At 66.6% G+C, this 18,426-nt stretch carries 17 protein-coding genes and 1 tRNA gene; 10 read left to right on the top strand and 8 right to left on the bottom strand.

All coding sequences use genetic code 11. From position 1 onward, the window contains the following. Window positions 1–75 precede the first annotated feature (75 nt). From nagA to U1708_RS13220, 4 genes are all read right to left on the bottom strand, one after another. Window positions 76–1,218, bottom strand: a complete 1,143-nt coding sequence (gene nagA / locus U1708_RS13235) for an N-acetylglucosamine-6-phosphate deacetylase (protein ID WP_443030048.1) — start codon at window positions 1,216–1,218, stop codon at window positions 76–78. Then, on the bottom strand, window positions 1,215–2,231 hold the full coding sequence (locus U1708_RS13230) for an SIS domain-containing protein (protein ID WP_332746319.1): 1,017 nt from the start codon (window positions 2,229–2,231) through the stop codon (window positions 1,215–1,217). The genes nagA and U1708_RS13230 overlap by 4 nt, the downstream gene beginning before the upstream one ends. A gap of 141 nt (window positions 2,232–2,372) precedes the next feature. Next, window positions 2,373–3,173 (bottom strand): copper homeostasis protein CutC, encoded by an 801-nt coding sequence (locus U1708_RS13225; protein ID WP_332746318.1) that lies wholly within the window; start codon window positions 3,171–3,173, stop codon window positions 2,373–2,375. After that, window positions 3,170–4,192 (bottom strand): glycosylasparaginase, encoded by a 1,023-nt coding sequence (locus U1708_RS13220; RefSeq protein ID WP_332746317.1) that lies wholly within the window; start codon window positions 4,190–4,192, stop codon window positions 3,170–3,172. The genes U1708_RS13225 and U1708_RS13220 overlap by 4 nt, the downstream gene beginning before the upstream one ends. 198 nt (window positions 4,193–4,390) lie before the next feature. On the opposite strand from U1708_RS13220, the gene U1708_RS13215 reads away from it, so the two are divergent. Next, window positions 4,391–7,462: a TonB-dependent receptor domain-containing protein gene (locus tag U1708_RS13215; protein ID WP_332746316.1), complete on the top strand. Its 3,072-nt coding sequence runs from the start codon at window positions 4,391–4,393 to the stop codon at window positions 7,460–7,462. A 174-nt stretch (window positions 7,463–7,636) separates the two neighbouring features. Here the strand turns inward: U1708_RS13215 and U1708_RS13210 are convergent. The 3 genes from U1708_RS13210 to U1708_RS13200 form a co-directional block, all read right to left on the bottom strand. Next, window positions 7,637–7,712 (bottom strand) — tRNA-Thr (locus U1708_RS13210). A 41-nt stretch (window positions 7,713–7,753) separates the two neighbouring features. Beyond that, entirely contained in the window at window positions 7,754–8,626 is an 873-nt protein-coding gene (locus U1708_RS13205) for a hypothetical protein (RefSeq protein WP_332746315.1), read from the bottom strand. Beyond that, the gene (locus tag U1708_RS13200) at window positions 8,619–9,938 is read right to left on the bottom strand and encodes a replication-associated recombination protein A (RefSeq protein WP_332746314.1); all 1,320 of its coding nucleotides are present in this window, start codon (window positions 9,936–9,938) and stop codon (window positions 8,619–8,621) included. Before U1708_RS13200 ends, U1708_RS13205 begins: the two co-directional genes overlap by 8 nt. Window positions 9,939–10,237: 299 nt before the next feature. Here U1708_RS13200 and U1708_RS13195 point away from each other — a divergent pair, with 299 nt between their 5' ends. Together U1708_RS13195 and U1708_RS13190 are read left to right on the top strand one after the other, a co-directional pair. Beyond that, window positions 10,238–10,822, top strand: a complete 585-nt coding sequence (locus tag U1708_RS13195; RefSeq protein ID WP_332746313.1) for a PadR family transcriptional regulator — start codon at window positions 10,238–10,240, stop codon at window positions 10,820–10,822. After that, on the top strand, window positions 10,819–11,109 hold the full coding sequence (locus U1708_RS13190; protein ID WP_332746312.1) for a DUF2218 domain-containing protein: 291 nt from the start codon (window positions 10,819–10,821) through the stop codon (window positions 11,107–11,109). The genes U1708_RS13195 and U1708_RS13190 overlap by 4 nt, the downstream gene beginning before the upstream one ends. 132 nt (window positions 11,110–11,241) lie before the next feature. On the opposite strand, the gene U1708_RS13185 is transcribed toward U1708_RS13190, so the two are convergent. Beyond that, on the bottom strand, window positions 11,242–12,393 hold the full coding sequence (locus U1708_RS13185; protein WP_332746419.1) for a glycosyltransferase family 4 protein: 1,152 nt from the start codon (window positions 12,391–12,393) through the stop codon (window positions 11,242–11,244). Between the two features lie 103 nt (window positions 12,394–12,496). Between U1708_RS13185 and radA the strand changes: the two genes are divergently transcribed. The 7 genes from radA to U1708_RS13150 all read left to right on the top strand — a co-directional run bounded on the left by radA (window position 12,497) and on the right by U1708_RS13150 (window position 18,413). After that, window positions 12,497–13,867 carry a DNA repair protein RadA gene (gene radA, locus U1708_RS13180; RefSeq protein WP_307084044.1) on the top strand — a complete coding sequence of 457 codons (1,371 nt, stop codon included), beginning with the start codon at window positions 12,497–12,499 and terminating at the stop codon, window positions 13,865–13,867. Between the two features lie 476 nt (window positions 13,868–14,343). Continuing rightward, window positions 14,344–14,664, top strand: a complete 321-nt coding sequence (locus U1708_RS13175; protein ID WP_332746311.1) for a hypothetical protein — start codon at window positions 14,344–14,346, stop codon at window positions 14,662–14,664. 48 nt (window positions 14,665–14,712) lie between these two features. Beyond that, window positions 14,713–15,273 carry a YkgJ family cysteine cluster protein gene (locus U1708_RS13170; RefSeq protein WP_332746418.1) on the top strand — a complete coding sequence of 187 codons (561 nt, stop codon included), beginning with the start codon at window positions 14,713–14,715 and terminating at the stop codon, window positions 15,271–15,273. A 56-nt stretch (window positions 15,274–15,329) separates the two neighbouring features. Next, complete coding sequence (locus tag U1708_RS13165) at window positions 15,330–15,896, top strand: CvpA family protein (RefSeq protein WP_332746310.1); 567 nt, start codon at window positions 15,330–15,332, stop codon at window positions 15,894–15,896. After that, window positions 15,893–16,324, top strand: a complete 432-nt coding sequence (locus U1708_RS13160) for an iron-sulfur cluster assembly scaffold protein (protein ID WP_332746309.1) — start codon at window positions 15,893–15,895, stop codon at window positions 16,322–16,324. The genes U1708_RS13165 and U1708_RS13160 overlap by 4 nt, the downstream gene beginning before the upstream one ends. Then, window positions 16,324–18,087: a cation:proton antiporter domain-containing protein gene (locus U1708_RS13155; protein WP_332746308.1), complete on the top strand. Its 1,764-nt coding sequence runs from the start codon at window positions 16,324–16,326 to the stop codon at window positions 18,085–18,087. Before U1708_RS13160 ends, U1708_RS13155 begins: the two co-directional genes overlap by 1 nt. Further along, on the top strand, window positions 18,084–18,413 hold the full coding sequence (locus tag U1708_RS13150) for a DUF423 domain-containing protein (RefSeq protein WP_332746307.1): 330 nt from the start codon (window positions 18,084–18,086) through the stop codon (window positions 18,411–18,413). Before U1708_RS13155 ends, U1708_RS13150 begins: the two co-directional genes overlap by 4 nt. The last annotated feature ends 13 nt before the right edge of the window (window positions 18,414–18,426 follow it).

Below are 18,426 nucleotides of genomic sequence, written 5' to 3'. Positions count from 1 at the left end.
GGATGGGCTCGATACCAGAAGGGATGGGCTCGATGCCGGAAGGAGTGGGCGCGGGAATGGGTTGGGCGCGACCGGTCAGGCCGCGCTCGCCCCGCCGATCCATGTGCCGACCGGATGCAGATCGCGCGTGAGCACGACCCAGTCGGCGGTACGGCCGACCTGCAACGTGCCGCGCTCCTGCGACAGCCGCAGGAACGCCGCGGGATAGGTCGCCGCCATCGCTGCCGCGATCTCGGGCGCGACGCCCAGGCGGTCGACGGTGTTGCGGACCGCGCCTGCCATGTCGAGATCGGAGCCCGCCAGCGTGCCGTCGGCACCGACGCAGCGGCCACCCTCGACGTAAATCTCGCGGCCCTGGAGCACGAACGACTTCTCCGCCGCGCCGACACACGGCATCGCGTCGGATACCAGCATGAACCGGTCGTGCGGCCGTGCGCGCAACGCGATCCGCAGCACGGCGTCGTCGACATGGAAGCCGTCGACGATGATCCCGCAATACACCGCCTGATCGTCGAGCACCGCGCCGACTACGCCCGGGGCGCGGTGGACCAGCGGTGACATGGCGTTGAACAGATGCGTCACGCCGGTGATGCCAGCGGCCATGCCGGCACTCGCGGTGGCGTGGTCAGCATCGCTATGGCCGATGCTGATGAGCACGCCCGCCGCGGTCAGCGTCGCGATCTGTGCCGCGGTCACGCGTTCGGGTGCGAGCGTGACCATGACCCGGCCGAGACGCGGGCGGGTCAGCAGCGCGAGCAGCTCGTCGTCGAGATCCTGGAAGCGCGTGGGGTCGTGGATGCCCTTGCGCGCGGGGCTGATCACCGGGCCCTCGATATGGATGCCGAGCACGCCGGGGACGCCCGCGAGGATCGCCGCGTCGACCGCATCGAGCGCGAGCGCGATCACGTCGGGCGTGTCGCTGATCAGCGTCGGCAGGAAAGCGGTGGTGCCGAACGGACGATGCGCCGCGCCGATTGCGGCGATGCCCTCGACTGTGGGTGTATCGTTGAACAGCACGCCGCCGCCGCCGTTGACCTGCGTATCGACGAAGCCCGGCATCAGCCAGCCGCCGTCGAGATCGATCGCCGTGGCGGACGAATCCTGGCTGTCGGACGCACCGATCCGGGCGATGCGCCCGTGCTCGACGACGATCGTCGCGTCGTTCAGCACGCCCGTGGGAGTGACCACATGGCCATTCGAAAACCGGAAGATCGTCATAGCGTGCGCGTCACCTTGCTGAGATGCGACGGTGCGTCGGGGTTGAACCCGCGCGCGAGTGAGAGGGCGTTGACCATGCGATAGAAGCTCTGGATCATCAGGATCGGCTCGATCGCCGGATGGGCCTTCAGCGCAGGCAGGACGCCGTCGTCGCTGCTGCCGTCGAGCCCGGCATCGGCGAGCAACACCGCCGCGCCACGCTCGGCGAACTCGCGGGCCGCGTCGCGCACGCCGTTGCCGGCCGCGTCGGAGGTCGCGAGCGCCAGTAGCGGGAAGCCGTCCTCGACCAGCTGCATCGGGCCGTGGCGGACTTCGGCCGAACTGAACGATTCGGCATGCAGCGCGCAGGTTTCCTTCATCTTCAGCGCTGCCTCGTTGGCGATGCCGAAGCCCATGCCGCGCGCGATCACGAACAGATTGGTCGCGGTCCGCAGCGGTGCGACGGCGTCCGACCAGTCGAGCGCCCAGGCGCGGGCGAGATCGGCGGGAAGCGCTGCGACCGCGCTACGCAGCGCATCGTCGTCGGCCCATTCGGCGGTCAGTGCGGCGAAGGCGGCGAGCGAGCAGATATAGGATTTGGTCGCCGCGACCGACTTTTCCGGTCCGGCGCACAGCGGGATGAGCGTGTCGGCGGTTTCGGCAAGCGGCGAGGTCTCGTCGTTCACGAACGCGACGACATGCGCGCCGGCGGCCTTCTGCGCGGCGACCGCGGCGAGCAGGTCGGGACTGCGCCCGCTCTGCGACACTGCGATGCACAGCGTGTTCCGCGCGCCGAGCGGTGCGTCGTAGATCGACACGACCGATGGCGCTGCTGCGGCGACCGGGATGCCGGTCTTGGTCCAGATCAGGTATTTGCCGTAGACCGCCGAATGATCCGACGAGCCGCGCGCGCAGGTCACGATGACCGCAGGCGGTGCGGCGCGGAGGCGTGCACCGAGCGCTGCGAACGCCGCCGCGTTGGTAGCGAGCATCCGCGCGACTGCTTCGGACGATTCCGCAGCTTCGCGGAACATCAACGTTGCCGCTTCCGCAATCGGCGGGGGTGTGATCGGAGGCGGGGAGGCTTCGTGCATAGCGGCTCGCTTCGATTGGCGTTCGGCGAGGAGCGAAAGGCACCCCGACCCAGACCGGTTTGAGTAAGTTATGGATTGGTATTATTCAAGCGTTGGATGTCCGGCTACCATGTTCGCCAGTCGCTCTACCGCGTCGCGATCCGTCGCTGCCCGCCCCGCCGATGCGAAGCCGAAGCGTAGTTCGGCTGGATCGGCGGGGGTCGTGATGGGCGCGCGACAAGAGGCGTGGACTTCGCGGACACCGGTTGCGAGGATTGTGGGCAACGTTTCCGGGGAGACGCCGCTGCCTGCGAGCACGATGATTCGATCGGCGGCTTGTCGGTGCAGTGCCGCCAGCATCTCCACCCCGTCGATCGCCTTGGGTGTGCCGCCCGAGGTCAGGATCCGGTCGAAGCCGAGCGTGACGGCGGACTCGAGTGCTTCGGGCATGTCGCGACATAGGTCGAAGGCGCGGTGCAGCGTCAGCGATAGCGGACGTCCGCGAGCATCGCCCAACGACTTGGCGTGCGCCGCCCAGCCGGCGAGTGCGGGCAGGTCGAGCCGGTGGTCGGCATCGAGCGCACCGATGACGATCCCTGCCAATCCGGCGTCGGCCGCGGTGCGGATGTCGTCGGCGATCAGCGCCTGCTCGCGTGGTGTATAGACGAAGCCACCTTCGCGTGGTCGCGCCAGAAGGTGGACGGGTACGGCCGAAGCGTCCGACGCCGACGCCGCGGCCCGGATCAGGGACGCGGGCGGCGTGAGTCCGCCGACTGAGAGCGCTGCGCACAATTCGATGCGATCCGCGCCGCCGGCGATCGCCGCGTCGACACCTTGGAGGTCCTCGACGCAGACTTCGAGAATCGGTCGTGTGCCGCGCGCCATGTCTTCCGGACCGCTCACGCCTGGAACAGCGACCGCGCCTTCAGCACCGTCGTCTTGCCGCGCGCGTCGGTGACCGCATAGGTGAAGCCGGGCAGCAGGCAGAACGCGCCGACATTGCCCTTGGCATCCAGCGCGAGGAAGCCGACCTGGACGCCGCGGATCGCATCGCCGCGCAGCTTGGCGATATGCCGGACGACCTCTTCGCAGGCCTGTTGCGGCGTCGACCCGCCGCGCATCGACGTGACGACGCGCGCCGAGCCGGCGACACGGGTCACTTCTTCGCCCAACCCGGTCGAGGTAGCACCGCCGACACCAGCCTCGACGTACAGCCCCGATCCGACCTGCGGCGAATCGCCGACGCGCCCGCGCATCTTGAACGCCATGCCCGATGTCGTGCAGGCGCCGGCCATCCGCCCGTCGGCGGTGCGTGCGAGCAGGCCGATGGTATCGTGGTCGAGCGCGCCGCCCGGCGTACGGGTGATGCGGTTCTCGCTATTGGCTTCGGGTTGGTATTTCGCGGTCTTGAGCCACTCGCGCCATGCCTTTTCCGATTCCGGGGTCAGCAGCGATTGTTGCGGGAAGCCCTGGTCGCGCGCGAACCGCGTTGCGCCTTCGCCGACGAGGAAAGTGTGTGGCGTCCGCTCCATCACGCGGCGCGCGACGGAGATCGCATGCACCGTGTTCTCAAGCGCGGCAACGGCGCCGACACCGCCGACATCGTCCATGATGACCGCGTCGAGCGTGACGTGGCCGTCGCGGTCGGGATAGCCGGAATAGCCGACGCTATGATTGGTAGGGTCGGCTTCGGGTACCATCGCGCCGGCCTCGACCGCGTCGATCAACGATCCACCCTTGGCGAGTTGCGCGAAGGCCACCGCGTTGGCGGCGGCGCCGAAGTCCCATGTCGACAGGACCACTGCACCGGTCGCCGAAGCGCCCGCGGCGGCGCCCGATCGGGCATGCGCCCGAGTCGTTACGAATGGTATCATGCCCAGGCCGCCCAAGCCGGCGAGCAACGACCGTCGCGTGTTCTCCATCAGATCCCCCTTGCGTTCTTGTACGCACGCTATCGCAAGGAGATGGCGACCGCCAGTAGTGACGCCGATTTGCAACATTCCGACGCAAATGTTCTAGACCGGTATTGCTTCGGCATTGACTGACGGCGCATTTTGACCAAACCAGTACGGGCAACCGGTATAGCGCTATCACGCAACCGAGCTTTTTTAGGGGTAGGTATGAACTTCGGCCATTCTGTTTCGCGGATCGCGCTCGTCGGATCTCTCGTGTTTTCCGCTACCACGGCGTTCGCACAGGATGTGCCCGCGCAGGCCGTGACGCCCGCCCAGGCTGCCGCGAGCACGCCCGCGGAAGCCAAGGTCGAGGCGGATGTGACCACCGCAACCACCGCCGTCGATCGCAACACGCCGACGGACGACACGATCGTCGTCACCGGATCGCGCATCCAGCGTCCGAACATGACGTCGGCCGCGCCGATCACCTCGGTCACCGCGCAGGACATTCGCGCGCAGGCTGCGGTCAATGTCGAGGACGTGCTGAACCGCCTGCCGCAGATCGCGCCGGACAGCCAGCAGACCTATAACGACTCCGACGGCCGCCAGCGCATCAAGCTGCGCAGCCTCGGGTTCGAGCGCACGCTGGTCCTGATCGACGGCAAGCGCCTCGGCACGCAGAACGGCCAGGACGTCGGCATCATCCCGCCGTCGCTGCTCGAGCGTGTCGACGTGCTGACCGGCGGCGCATCGTCGGTCTACGGGTCGGACGCGGTCGCTGGCGTCGTCAACTTCGTCCTGAAGAAGGATTTCGAAGGCGTTCAGATCGATGGCAACTACAATTTCTACAACCATAACAACAAGGACACGGTGGTGTCCTCGCTGGCACGCGCGTCGGGCTTCAACAGCCCGCGCGGCCTCACCAACGACGGTGGTCGTGCCGACGTCACGGTGACCGCGGGCAAGAAGCTGTTCGACGGCGCGCTGCGGATCAACGGCTTCGTCAACTACAAGCACACCGATCCGGTGCTGTTGTCGGAGCGCTCGAACTCGGGCTGCTACCTGACGCAGACCAGCCTGAACGCGCCGCTGGCGTGCGGCCTGACCCCGAGCAGCTCGACGAGCGGCCTCATCACGCCGCTCAGCGGCGCGAACGCCAACGCGCAGTATGTCAACAACCCCAACGGCACGCGCGAATTCGTTCCGTTCGGTCCGGGTGCTGGCAACGCCTCGAACTATTTCAGCAACTATGCATACCAGCGTCCATCGGAGCGTGTGAACGCTGGCGGTTTCGTCAGCCTCGATATCGCACCTGACGCAGAGCTGTATGCCTCGGGCATCTGGTTCCGCGACAAGTCGTACAACAACTATCCGGCGGTCGCCGGCGGCTCCGTCCAGGTAAACTGCAACAACCCATTCCTGTCGGGTGCGCAGGCAACCGCGATCTGCGGCGCTGCGGCTGGCACGGCAGCGACGGCACCGATCGACCTGCGCTATCGCCTGGGTGAGGGGAACGATCAGCCGGACGCGTATCTGAACACCGGCGTTCGTCTGACCGGCGGCGTCCGCGGCAAGGTCGGCAGCGCGTGGACCTATGATGTCGGCGGCGTCTATGCGCGCAACCACCAGGATTACACGCCGAGCTTCGTCAACGCGGCCAACCTGCGCAACTCGATCAACGTCGGTGGCACGCGCGCCGCACCGACCTGCGCAACGACCACGGACGCGGCCTGCGTTCCCTTCGACGCGTTCAGCGCAGGCAACACCAACCCCGCGCTCATCGACTATCTGTATGACCAGGGCACGTCGGCGACCACCGGCACGCTGTACGACGTGCAGGCCAACATCACCGGGGACCTCGGCAAATACGGCATCACCTCGCCGTTCGCTGAGCAGGGCGTCGCGATCGCGCTGGGTACGGAATATCGCAAGGACACGCTCAAATCGACGGCCGACAGCGTGTATCGCGCAGGCCTTGGCGGCACCGACAGCTATCTGAAGCAGGACGTCTGGGAAGCCAATATCGAGGTTCAGGCGCCGCTCGTCGAGCACAAGCGCTTTGCCGACCTGTTGCAGGTGAACGGCGGCTACCGCGTGTCGAAGTACAGCAGCAATTCGAGCACGTTCAACACGTGGAAGGTCGAGGGCATCTACGCACCCATCAGCGACCTGACGTTCCGCGCCTCGTTCAACAAGGCGCAGCGCGCACCGACGGTGACCGAAATCCGGCAGGCGACCAATGTCGACTTCGCATCCGGCGGTGCAGGCACGTTCAACGATTTCTGCGCACCGACCGTCGTCAATGGCGCGAACGGCGTAACCTACGGCGCGCCGATCGCGTCGCGTGAAGTGTGTCGTGCAACCGGCCTGTCCGATGCGCTCTACGGCAGCCAGACCCTGCTGTGCAGCAACGGCACCACCCCGAACGGCTCGGCGGCGTGCACGGTACGTTCGGGTGGCTTCACCGCCGATCCGGAGACCGCCTACACGCAGACTTACGGCCTGATCGTGAAGCCGCGGTTCGTGCGGGGGCTGGTGTTCTCGGTCGATCGCTACCAGATCAAGATCAACGACTCGCTCGGTTATAACGACTTCAGCTATTACACCGATGGCTGCCAGCGTTCGAACGGCGATGCGTTCTTCTGCCAGGGCATCGTCCGCAATCCCGGCACCGGTACGCTGTATTCGACCGCCGGAAGCAACCCGACCACCGGCTTCATCCGCCAGGGCACGACGAACTACTACACGTCGATCGCGCGCGGCTATGATTTCCAGGCGCAGTACACGCTCGACCTCGCCGGCGCCGGCAAGATCGACTGGAACTTCAACGGGTCGCTGGCGACCTTCGCCGGTGGCCAGGACTCGCCGGTCCAGCCGGAACGCAACTGCGCCGGATACTATGGCAACGGTTGCGGTCAGTTGCTCCCGAAATGGTCGCACGGCCTGCGCGCGACCTACACGACGGTCGACCGCGGCTTCAGCGCCTCGTTCAACTGGCGTTATGTCGGCTCGCTGACCAACGCGGACAATTCGGGTAATCCGGCGATCGGTGGCACGCCTGAGCGGGAGCGGACCAGCTACTACCGGGTTTCGCCGAAGAGCTACTTCGACCTCGCGCTGAACTTCGCGATCGACAAGCAGTTCTCGCTGCGCCTGATCGCCAACAACCTGCTCGACAAGAGCGCGCCGATCGTTCCGGACTCGTACAACGTCGCCCTCGCGCGCACGAACACGATCCCGCAGCGCTACGACTCGCTGGGCCGCAACCTCGCGGTCGGTGCGACCGTTCGGTTCTGATGCTTGCGTGACACGGCCCGTGTCGATCGACACGGGCCACGGGCGTCGAATGAAGATCCTCCGTGCCTCCGGGCGCGGGGGATTTTTCGTGCCTGGCGGTATTGGCGTTAGGGCTTGGACACGAAGGCGTTCGGCTACGCGCGGTAGCGGTCGTGCTGCGTCATGTATCGGAAATGGTGCCGGTTGCAGGAATCGAACCCGCGACATCCAGTTTACAAAACTGGCGCTCTACCAACTGAGCTAAACCGGCCCTTGCGTCGGGCGCTGCCCGGTGCGTCGCGCCCCAATGCTTCAAGAAACGCCGAAGGTCCAGCCCTCGGTTCGGGCAATATGCGGTGTCATCGCCTTCGGGCACCAGAGTTCGGCGCGATCGGCATTGGCACGGAGCCAGGCGGCGGTGAGGATCGCGTCGGTGGCATGATCGTCGTAGCGGGCGAGCGGCCGGTGCGGTTGGCTGGCGAGGTTGGCGAGCGCCGTATCGAGCGACACCGCGTCGCGCATCTTGCTGAGGCCCTTGCGGATGCCGGCAGCGCGGGCGGCGATCGTGGTGTAGATTTCGACGATTACCGGACCTTGTTGGGGCAGCGGATCGAATGGCCAGACGGGCACGCGGCCGGCGAGGCGGTGCAGTACGCGCATGCCGGTGAGGCTCGACTTGCCGACCTGCGCCGCGCCGACGAGGTTGAAGCAGCTCGTCGGGGACAGGCCCATTGCGCGCTGGCCGTGCTCGCAAACACGCATTCTGCCTGCGCCGCCGGGGAACAGGTCGCCGCAATCGCGATGCTGGCGGAAATGGCGGCGGATTTCCGGGTCGGTCAGCAGGCTGGAGACGGCGAGATGCGGATCGGCGGCCGAGGCATCGTCGACCATCTTCCATAGCGCACGGGCGTCGGGCGGACTGTCGGGCGCGCCGGGGAAGTACCCGTCCTGGTCTACGAACGGGAAGGCGGGGGAGAGGTCGAGCCCGATCAGCGTCGGCGTATCCTGACAGAGCAACCAGTCCAGGACGTCGTCGCGCGACCATGCGCTGGCGCCTGGTCGCGCGACCAAAGTCGGCGCGGCGTCGCCCGTCGCACAAACCGCGACCGCTATGCCCTTGTGACGATGCCCCTGCGCGCCGGACCAATCGATCGCCGCAAACTGCGTAAATCGTGGCTCAGCCATTCTTCTCGGCGCGCAGGCCGTCCCAATAGGCGAGCCGTTCGGATAGCCGCTTTTCGAAGCCGCGTTCGGTCGGGGTGTAGAATGTTTGCGGGGTCATCTCGTCTGGCCAGTAATCAGAGCCAGAGAAGGCATCCTCCGTATCGTGATCGTACGCGTATCCCTTGCCGTAGCCGATATCGCGCATGAGCTTGGTCGGCGCGTTGCGGATCGACGCGGGCGGCATCAGAGAACCGGTCTCGCGCGCCGATTTCCACGCCGCCTTCTGCGCCTTGTAGACCGCGTTCGATTTGGGTGCGGTCGCGAGATACACGCACGCCTGCGCGATCGCGAGTTCGCCTTCGGGGCTGCCGAGAAAGTCGTAGGTGTCCTTGGCGGCGATGCACTGGACCAGCGCCTGCGGGTCGGCGAGCCCGATATCCTCGACCGCGGCACGCGTCAGCCGACGGAGCAGGAACAGCGGTTCCTCGCCCGCCGTCAGCATCCGCGCGAGATAATAGAGCGCAGCCTGTGGATCGCTCCCGCGAATCGATTTGTGGAGCGCGGAGATCAGGTTGTAATGCCCCTCGCGATCCTTATCGTACACCGCGACGCGACGTTGGAGGAAGTTCGACAGGCCTGCGGGATCGAGCGGTTCGGGCAGGTTGACCGAGAACAGCGTCTCCGCCTGGTTGAGCAGGAACCGACCGTCGCCATCGGCGCTGGCGATCAGCGCGTCCTTGGCAGGCGGAGTGAGGGGAAGGGGGCGCTTCGTCTCCGTCTCGGCACGGTCGAGCAGCTGTTCGAGCGCACCGCGGCCGAGGCGTTCGAGGATCAGGACCTGCGCGCGGCTGAGCAGTGCGGCGTTGAGTTCGAACGACGGGTTCTCGGTGGTCGCGCCGACCAGCGTGACGGTGCCGTCCTCGACATAGGGCAAGAAGCCGTCCTGCTGCGCGCGGTTGAAGCGGTGGATCTCGTCCACGAACAACAAGGTGCGCTTGCCGATCTTGGCGTGCTCGCGCGCTTCGGCGAACGACTTCTTGAGGTCGGCGACGCCGGAGAACACCGCCGAGATCGCAACGAACCGCAGGTCGACCGCGTCGGCGAGCAGGCGCGCGATCGTCGTCTTGCCGGTGCCGGGCGGGCCCCAGAGGATGATCGAGGACAATCGTCCCGCGGACACCATTCTGCCGATCGCGCCTTCGGGGCCGGTGATGTGATCCTGCCCGACCACCTCGTCCAGCGTGCGCGGGCGCAGGCGGTCGGCGAGCGGCGCGTTTTCGGGATGCGTTTCGGTGGGGGCAGCGGGTTCGAAGCCCGCGAAGAGATCGGCCATGCGTGGAAGATAGGGGCGGGGGGCCGGTTTGCCCATCCGTCCGCACTCCACGCGCGCTCGTCATCCTCCCACGCCTCGTAATCGTGTCGTCACCCTGAACCAGCCGTTATCCCCGCCCAGGCGGGTATCCATACTGGCTGACGGCAATGCCAGTTTGCTCGGTCCGGGGGTCTGGGTTCCCGCCTCCGCGGGGATGACGGACTCAAGCAGGCGGATGTTTTCGCGCCCGCCCCCTTGAACCCGAAACAGTCTGCGATATATCGTCAACTATAAGCCAAGATATATCGGAGAACACTCAAATGCGTTTTGGTATGGGATATGGAGCCTGGACCGGCGGCCCGCGCGCCGACGGTGAAGGCCGCGGCAGGGGAAGCCACGAAGGTCATGGTCGCCACGGCCATCGCGGCGGCCCCGGTGGTCGGCGTCGGCTGTTCGACGGCGGCGAATTGAAGCTCGTCATGTTGAAGCTGATCGCGGATGCGCCGCGCCACGGTTACGACCTGATCCGCGAGATCGAGGGGCTGACCGGGGGTGGCTATGCGCCGAGCCCGGGCGTCGTCTATCCGACGCTCAGCATGCTCGACGAAATGGGCCTGATCGAGGAGCAGCAGTCGGAAGGCGCGAAAAAGCGTTTTGCGGCGAGCGACGAGGGCCGCGCGCACCTGGCCGGGAACGCGGCCGTGGTGGACGGCCTGTTCGCGCGGCTGGCGGCGGTCGGGGCGGAGTCCGAGCGGACCGATGGCGCGCCGATCCGGCGGGCGATGGGCAATCTGCGCCAGGTGCTCCAGCACCGGCTGATGCGCGAGGACGTTAACGAGGACACGCTGCACGACGTCGCCGCGCTGCTCGACGAAGCCGCGCAGAAGATCGAGCGCCTCAAGTGAGCGTCTCGGTCGCACGCGTGCCGACGCATTCGGCGAGCAAGTATCTCCAGCAGCTCGCCAATCACTGGAGCCACAAGATGGAGGTCACCTTCTCGGAGGAAGAGGGCCGCATCGCCTTTCCGAACGGCGCGGTGCTGGAGATGCGTGCCGACAGCGAAACGCTCGACGTCGCGCTGACCGTGCCGGAGAGCGAGGACGTCGACCGGATGCGCGGCGTGGTGTCGAGCCACCTCGACCGGTTCGCATTTCCGGAGGCGCCGCTGACGTTCGATTGGGCGACCGTCTAAGCGCGCAACCTGCTCCCCTCCCTGAAAGGGAGGGGCTGGGGGTGGGTAGGCCGGTTTGAGCCACCAAGCGTCGAACTCGCGGAACCCGACCCACCCCCGACCGCTCCCTTCCAGGGAGGGGCGAAGCCGCCCTTAGCCCCCCCGCCGCGCCATAACCTCCAGATACGTGTCCAGCACCGTCTGGTTGATCGTATCCCACAAATACCCGGCCGCCTTGTCGTGCCCGGCCCAACCCATCGTCTCACGCAGCCCCGGCTCGGAAACGATCCGCCCGATCGCATCCGCATATCCGGCGATATCGGTCGGCGGCACCAGAAACCCGGTCACCCCGTCGTCGACCAGCCCGACCGCGCCAGACGCGCGCGCCGCGACGACGGGAACACCTGCCGCCATCGCCTCCAGTGTCACGTTGCCGAACGTCTCGGTCACGCTCGGGTTGAAGAACACGTCCATCGACGCGACCGCGCGGCCTAGATCGTCGCCCGACTGGAACCCTGCGAACACCGCGCCGGGCACGCGGGCGGCGAACCAGTCGCGCGCGGGGCCTTCGCCGATCACTAGCACCTTGTGCGGCACGCCGCGCTGCTCCAGCGTCCGGATCACGTCGGCGAAGACGTCGAGACCCTTCTCTTTCACCAGCCGGCCGAGAAACCCGACCGCAACCTCGCCATCGGCAATCCCGCGCGCGCGTCGCCACGCCAGGTCGCGACGCGTCGGCGTGAAGCGATCGTGGTTCACGCCGCGCGACCAGATCGCAGTCGGCGTCGTCACGCCCCAGTCGCGGACGATCTCCGCCATGCCGCGCCCCGGCACCAGCACTTCGTCGACGCGGTTGTAGAAGCGCGTGAGGATTTTCACCATGATCGGCTCGAAGAACGCCATCTTGTAATAGCGGAAATACGTCTCGAACCGCGTGTGCAACGACGCGACCGTGGCGATGCCGTTGCGTCGACCATAGCTGATCGCGCGGTGCCCGAGGAAATCAGGCGCCGACACATGGACGATGTTCGGTGCGAACGCATCGAGATCGCGCCGGATCGCCGCCGGTAACCCGCGCGCCAGCTTGTATTCGCCACGCCCCGCCGGCAGCGGTAGTGATGGCACCGCGACCAGATCGCCGGTCGGCGGGAAGGCCGGCTTGGCGTTGGTCGGCGAATAGACCCGCACCGTCACGCCCTTCGACAGCAGATGACCGACGAGCAGATTCAACGCCTGGTTTGCGCCATCGCGAACGTAATTATAGTTGCCGCTGAACAGGGCGATGCGCAGGTCGGTGGCGTGCATCGTCGCGCGGATAACGCGGTGTGCCGTCAAGCGCCACTGAATCTGTAACATAGCCCGGCCGGCTGCCATTGATGTTCCCGTATCGTTCTCGTACATCGGACGCATGGCGAAACCCCAGAAACGTTACGTGTGTCAGTCCTGCGGATCGGTGTCGCACCGCTGGGCGGGGCAGTGCGCCGATTGCAACGAGTGGAACACGATGGTCGAGGAGGCGAACACCGCCGCCACGCCGTTCCATTCGAAGCACAACCTCCAGACCGGCGGCCGCGCGATCCAGCTCGTCGGGCTCGATGCGGAGATCAAGCTGCCCGACCGGATGGCGACCGGCATCGCCGAACTCGACCGCGCGCTGGGTGGCGGCTTCGTCGAGGGCTCGGCAACGCTGATCGGCGGCGATCCGGGGATCGGCAAGTCGACGCTGCTGTTGCAGGCTGCGGCGAAGATGGCGTTGGCGGGGCAGTCGGTCGCGTACGTCTCGGGTGAAGAAGCGGCGGATCAAGTTCGTTTGCGTGCGCGAAGGCTTGGGCTGGGCAACGCGCCGGTGCAGTTGGCGGCGGCGACCTCGACGCGCGACATCCTGACGACCTTGCAGACGAAGCCGCCGGCGATGCTGGTGATCGATTCGATCCAGACGATGCACTCCGACCTGATCGAGGGTGCGCCGGGGACGGTCAGCCAGGTGCGAGCGTCAGCGCAGGAGCTGATCCGGTTCGCCAAGGAGCGCGGCACGGCGGTGGTGCTGGTCGGCCACGTGACGAAGGACGGCTCGATTGCCGGCCCTCGCGTGCTGGAGCATATGGTAGACACGGTGCTGTCGTTTGAGGGCGAGCGTAGCCATCAATACCGCATCCTCCGGGCGATCAAGAACCGCTTCGGCGGGACCGACGAGATCGGCGTCTTCTCGATGCAGACCGAAGGACTGGCGGAGGTCGGCAACCCGTCGTCGTTGTTCCTGACGCACCGCGACGACGCGATGACCGGTGCGACGGTGTTCCCGGCACTGGAGGGCACGCGGCCGGTGCTGGTCGAGATCCAGGCGCTGACCGTACGGCTCGCGTCGGGCGCTACGCCGAGGCGCGCGGTGGTCGGTTGGGATTCCGGGCGGCTGGCGATGATTCTCGCGGTGCTGGAAGCGCGGTGCGGGCTTAGCTTCTCCAATGCCGAAGTGTATCTCAACATCGCGGGCGGCTACCGCGTCCAGGACCCTGCGGCGGACCTCGCGGTGGCGGCGGCGCTGATCTCGGCGATGTCGGAGCGCCCGGTGCCAGTCGACGCGGTGGCGTTCGGCGAGGTCGCGCTGTCGGGCGAGATCCGTCCGGTGGCACATGGCCCGCTGCGGTTGAAAGAGGCGAGCAAGCTCGGCTTCGAACGCGCGCTGGTGCCGGCGTCGATGACGGGGGAGAAGAGCGGGATGAAACTCTCGGGGTTCAAGACGCTGGCGTCGTTCGTCGATCACATGATGGGGCGTGGGTAGGCGGGGGCGTCAGCGGCGGCGTGGCACAGGTATTCTTGGAGCGGACACCCTATTCTATGCGCAAAGTTTGTTTCCCCGCGAAGGCGGGGATCCAGACTGGGCTCCCGCCTTCGCGGGAGAACAGGGGGGCGGTCGTGACTGTGTTGAGCTTCGGGTACATTTCCGATCCGAATAGATGCGTTCCAAACCAGCGTACCGCATCATCGCGGACGTGATTGGCACGGATACGAAAAGAAACGAACTTCCCCGGCGGAGGCCGGGGCCCAGTTGGGGGACGTTGCTGGCGACCGCTGCGCTTAATTGCCACGACCTTTCCAACTGGGCCCCGGCCTCCGCCGGGGTGGTGCGGTACCGGGGTGGTGTACTGATTGCGTTCGTCAGGCACCGCTCGATCAAGCGCGTGACGGCATCTCAGCCTGCAAATCGCGACAACCCGAACGCATGGCCTCGCACGCCAGCCATGCTATGGCGCCAGCATGTCGAACACCAAAAGCAATACCGGTACCGTCGAGGTCGACGGCACCCGATACGACTGGCACCTCCAGCGTGAGCCGCAACACACGGATGCCGATGGCTGGAAGGGCATGACGATCTCGCTGTTGCAGGACGATGCCAAACGCGAAGCCCTGCTCGAGTTCCCCGCGCCGAAACGCCTGTTGAAGGGCCTGCCGCGCGGGCGGCTCCAGATCGACGACGCGACGATCGCGCGCGGCGTGCGGGCGGCGTTGGCTGCGGGGTGGGAGCCGATGTCGCGCGGCAAGCCGATGGTCTTCACGGTGGATTCCGAAGGGAATTGAACCGTGGATCGGCGTGACACCCCGACCCCGACGGACACGCGCGCGCAGATGCAGTCCTACACCGATCTGGAAACCACGCTGCTGGGGCCGATCCTGCCTGATCGGGAGTGCGGGGATTGCACCGCGTGCTGCACCGAACTGACGGTAGATACGCCCGAGTTCGCCAAACCCGCGGGAACGCCGTGTATTCACCTCTGCGAACAGGGCTGCGGTATCCATGCCGTCCGGCCGCGCATCTGCCGAACCTGGTTCTGTGCCTGGCGACGGGTCGCGAGCCTGCCCGACGAGGCGCGGCCCGACCGGTCCGGCCTGCTCGTCTCGCTCAATTTCGTTAGCCAACCGCAAAATTGCCTGGAAGGCGTATCGATCAACGTCCGCGTGCTCGCCGGCAGCGACGCGATTGCGAATGGCATGGCGGCGACCGTACTCGACAGCGTTTGTGACCAGCTGGTCCCGGTCTGGTTCAGCGACGGGTCGAAGAAAATGCTGATGCATCCCGACAACGACGTCGCTCGCTTCGTTCTGTCCGAAGAGGCTGCTCCCCCGCATTTGCAGGACGAAGTCGCCGCATGGCGCGAACGCTACGGTGTTTTCGGGGCGAACGGCTAAGCCCTGGTTTCGGCATGCACTAGCGGTTCGCCGCCCGCGTCCCTATTCCAGAGCGGATGAACCTCACTGCCCTAGACATCGTCGTCCTGATCGCCGTCGCCGGCTCCGCGGTGTTGGGGCTCGTGCGCGGGTTCGTGACCGAAGTGCTGTCGATGTTCGCCTGGGTGGCGATGGTCGCGATGTTGAAGCTGTTCCACATCCCGCTCGCCGCCGCGCTGTCGCCGATGGTCGGCACCGTTGGCGGCGCCGCGGTGCTCGCGTTCGCGATCATCACCGGCGTCACCTATATCGGCGGACGGCTGGTCGCCAACGCGATCGGCGCGCGGACGCGGACGTCGATCCTCGGCCCGGTCGACCGGGCGCTGGGTTTCGGGTTCGGCGCGCTGAAAGGCCTGATCCTCGCCAGCCTCGTCTTCCTGCTCGCGACGCTCGTCATCGACACGATGGGCGGCGGAGCCTCGCGCCGGCCCGGCTGGATGACGACGTCGCGCACCTACCCGCTGCTCAACGCGACCAGCGCGAGCATCGCCGATTTCGTCGACCGCCGCCGTCGCGGCAAACCCGTCTTCGGCGCCAATACACCGCCTTCCTCTTCCGATAATGCAAGCGAGCCGAAACCATGAGCGCGCCCCTCTACAATGCCGAGATCCTGCGCCTCGCCGCAACGATCCCGCACCACGAACGCCTGTCCGAGCCGATGGCGACCGCCGAGAAGCGCTCGCCGATCTGCGGTAGCCGGGTGACGATCGACGTCGCGGTGGACGATTCGGGCCGCGTCAGCGAGGTCGGCCTGTTGGTCCGCGCGTGTGCGCTCGGGCAGGCGTCGTCGTCGTTGTTGGCGTCCAACATTCTGGGCCGCACCCCCGCCGAACTCGTCGCGACGCGCGATGCGTTGACCGCATGGCTTGCGCGCGAGGGCGATGCGCCCGATTGGCCGGGGATGGATATCTTCACCCCCGCGCTTGACTACACTGCGCGTCACCCCTCGATCCGGCTTGCGTTCGAAGCCGCGGCCGAGGCTGCCGATACCGCTGCAAAGGCGAAAGTCTGATGGCTGAGGGCACGGCACCGTCGCTGCTTCGCGACGGCGTCGTACTGCTCGGTTTTGGACTGATGTTCGTGCTGTTGTTCCGGCGGCTCGGGCTCGGCGCGACGCTGGGGTATCTGGTCGCGGGCGCGGTCGTCGGGCCGCATGTGCTGGGGCTGGTCGGCGATGCGGAGTCGAAGCTCGGGTTCGCCGAACTCGGCATTACGCTCCTGCTGTTCATCGTCGGGCTCGAGCTGAACCCGTCACGGCTGTGGAAGATGAAGGAGGAGATCTTCGGTCTCGGCCTGCTCCAGGTCGTGATCTGCGGACTCGCGATCACGGCGATCGTCTGGATCGGTGCGAAGTTCTCGCTCCCCGCAGCGCTCGCGCTCGGACTCCCGCTCGCGCTGTCGTCGACCGCGCAGGTCTTGCCGATGCTGCGGTCCTCGGGCCGGATGCGGACCCCGTTCGGCGAGCGCGCCTTCTCGATCCTGTTGTTCCAGGACCTCTCGATCGTGCCGTTGATCACGATCGTCGCGGCGATGAGTCGCAACCCCGCCGACGCCAACGCGCCTCCCGGCTGGCTGCTGGCGATCTACACCGTGCTCGCGGTCGTCGGTCTCGTCGTAGCGGGGCGCTTCCTGCTCCGCCCGTTCTTCCGGCTGATCGGCAATCTTGGCGAGCGCGAGATGTTCGTCTTCGCCGGCCTCTTCACCGTCATCGCCAGCGCAGCGATCATGGAATGGCTCGGGCTGTCGACCGCGCTCGGCGCGTTCATCGCCGGGGTGATGCTGGCCGACAGTCCGTATCGCCATGAACTGGAGGCCGATGTCGAGCCGTTCCGCTCGATCCTGCTGGGCCTGTTCTTCCTCGCGGTCGGCATGGTGCTCGACCTGAACGCGATCGCCGAACGCCCTGTCTTCGTGATGGCGATGGCGGCGGCGCTGATCCTGACCAAGACGAGCGTGATCATGCTGATCGGCATGGCGTTCAAGATGACGTGGCGGCAGGCCTTCGCGCTAGGCCTGCTGCTGAGCCAAGGCGGCGAGTTCGGCTTCGTGCTGTTCGCGCAGGCGCAGGCGGGGCTGCTGATCGAACCGCAGGCGGCGAGCCTGTTCGGCGCGATCATCACGCTGTCGATGGCGACGACGCCGTTCCTGATGGGGATAACCAAGCGCTTCCGGACCGAGCCGATCGCCGAGGGGCAGGAGCGCGACGGCCCCAAGGTGGACGGCGCGAATGCGATCATCGTTGGCTATGGACGGTTCGGCCAGACGGTCGGCCAGATGCTGCTCGCACAGGATATCCCGGTAACGCTGATCGACACCGATATCGAGATGATCGACATAGCCGGCGAGTTCGGTGCGAAGGTCTATTATGGCGACGGCACACGGCTCGACCTGTTGCGGCAGGCGGGTGCGGCCGAGGCGGAGATCATCTGCTTCTGCATGGACGGCGACCAGCTCGATCCGGACACGATCGAGGGTGTGCACGAGGCGTTTCCGAACGCCGCGATCTACGTGCGTGCGTTCGATCGCCGCGCGCTGGTGAAGCTCAAGAACACGTCCGCGACCGCGGTGGTGCGCGAGGTGCTCGAATCGGCGGTGAAGATGGCGCGCCTGGTGATGCGCGGGCTGGAGATCGCGCCTGCCGATATCGATCGTGCGGAGGAAATGTACCGCGCGCGCGACAAGGAGCGGTTGCAGCTCCAGATCGATTCGGGCGACATGCGGGCGGCACGTGCCGAGACCGCCAAGCGCTTTCCGTGGGGGAATGATTCGCAATGATCATCGTTGTTCTCGCAGCCTTGTCGGGCGCGGTCGCGGTCGCGGCGGGGGCGTTCGGGGCGCATGGCGCGAGCGGATCGGCGGCGGAGTGGCTGAAGACCGGAGCGCAGTATCAGCTTGTGCACGTGGTTGCGGCGCTGCTGGCGGTCCGGATGGACGCGCGGGGGCCGGCGTGGCTGTTCGTGGTTGGGGCGGCGATTTTTGCACTGACGTTGTATGCGATGGCGCTGGGCGCACCGCGTTGGTTCGGGGCGATTACGCCGATTGGCGGGGCGCTGCTGATCGGCGGCTGGCTTTGGCTGGCTTGGAGTGCGGCGCGACCCTGACCTTCTTGTTCAA

The organism is Sphingomonas arabinosi (genome assembly GCF_036663715.1).
GTDB lineage: Bacteria > Pseudomonadota > Alphaproteobacteria > Sphingomonadales > Sphingomonadaceae > Sphingomonas.
Note: the sequence above shows the minus strand (reverse complement) of the source record. Positions and strands in the feature narration are given on the sequence as shown.

Bases quoted from the DNA above. Each gene is read 5' to 3' on its own strand.
- U1708_RS13230 (WP_332746319.1), bottom strand. From the start codon at position 2,231: ATGTTCCGCGAAGCTGCGGAATCGTCCGAAGCAGTCGCGCGGATGCTC.
- U1708_RS13215 (WP_332746316.1), top strand. From the start codon at position 4,391: ATGAACTTCGGCCATTCTGTTTCGCGGATCGCGCTCGTCGGATCTCTC.
- U1708_RS13200 (WP_332746314.1), bottom strand. From the start codon at position 9,938: ATGGCCGATCTCTTCGCGGGCTTCGAACCCGCTGCCCCCACCGAAACG.
- U1708_RS13185 (WP_332746419.1), bottom strand. From the start codon at position 12,393: ATGCACGCCACCGACCTGCGCATCGCCCTGTTCAGCGGCAACTATAAT.
- U1708_RS13220 (WP_332746317.1), bottom strand. From the start codon at position 4,192: ATGGAGAACACGCGACGGTCGTTGCTCGCCGGCTTGGGCGGCCTGGGC.
- U1708_RS13165 (WP_332746310.1), top strand. From the start codon at position 15,330: ATGAACCTCACTGCCCTAGACATCGTCGTCCTGATCGCCGTCGCCGGC.
- U1708_RS13170 (WP_332746418.1), top strand. From the start codon at position 14,713: ATGCAGTCCTACACCGATCTGGAAACCACGCTGCTGGGGCCGATCCTG.
- U1708_RS13205 (WP_332746315.1), bottom strand. From the start codon at position 8,626: ATGGCTGAGCCACGATTTACGCAGTTTGCGGCGATCGATTGGTCCGGC.
- nagA (WP_443030048.1), bottom strand. From the start codon at position 1,218: ATGACGATCTTCCGGTTTTCGAATGGCCATGTGGTCACTCCCACGGGC.
- radA (WP_307084044.1), top strand. From the start codon at position 12,497: ATGGCGAAACCCCAGAAACGTTACGTGTGTCAGTCCTGCGGATCGGTG.
- U1708_RS13155 (WP_332746308.1), top strand. From the start codon at position 16,324: ATGGCTGAGGGCACGGCACCGTCGCTGCTTCGCGACGGCGTCGTACTG.
- U1708_RS13175 (WP_332746311.1), top strand. From the start codon at position 14,344: ATGTCGAACACCAAAAGCAATACCGGTACCGTCGAGGTCGACGGCACC.
- U1708_RS13195 (WP_332746313.1), top strand. From the start codon at position 10,238: ATGCGTTTTGGTATGGGATATGGAGCCTGGACCGGCGGCCCGCGCGCC.
- U1708_RS13150 (WP_332746307.1), top strand. From the start codon at position 18,084: ATGATCATCGTTGTTCTCGCAGCCTTGTCGGGCGCGGTCGCGGTCGCG.
- U1708_RS13160 (WP_332746309.1), top strand. From the start codon at position 15,893: ATGAGCGCGCCCCTCTACAATGCCGAGATCCTGCGCCTCGCCGCAACG.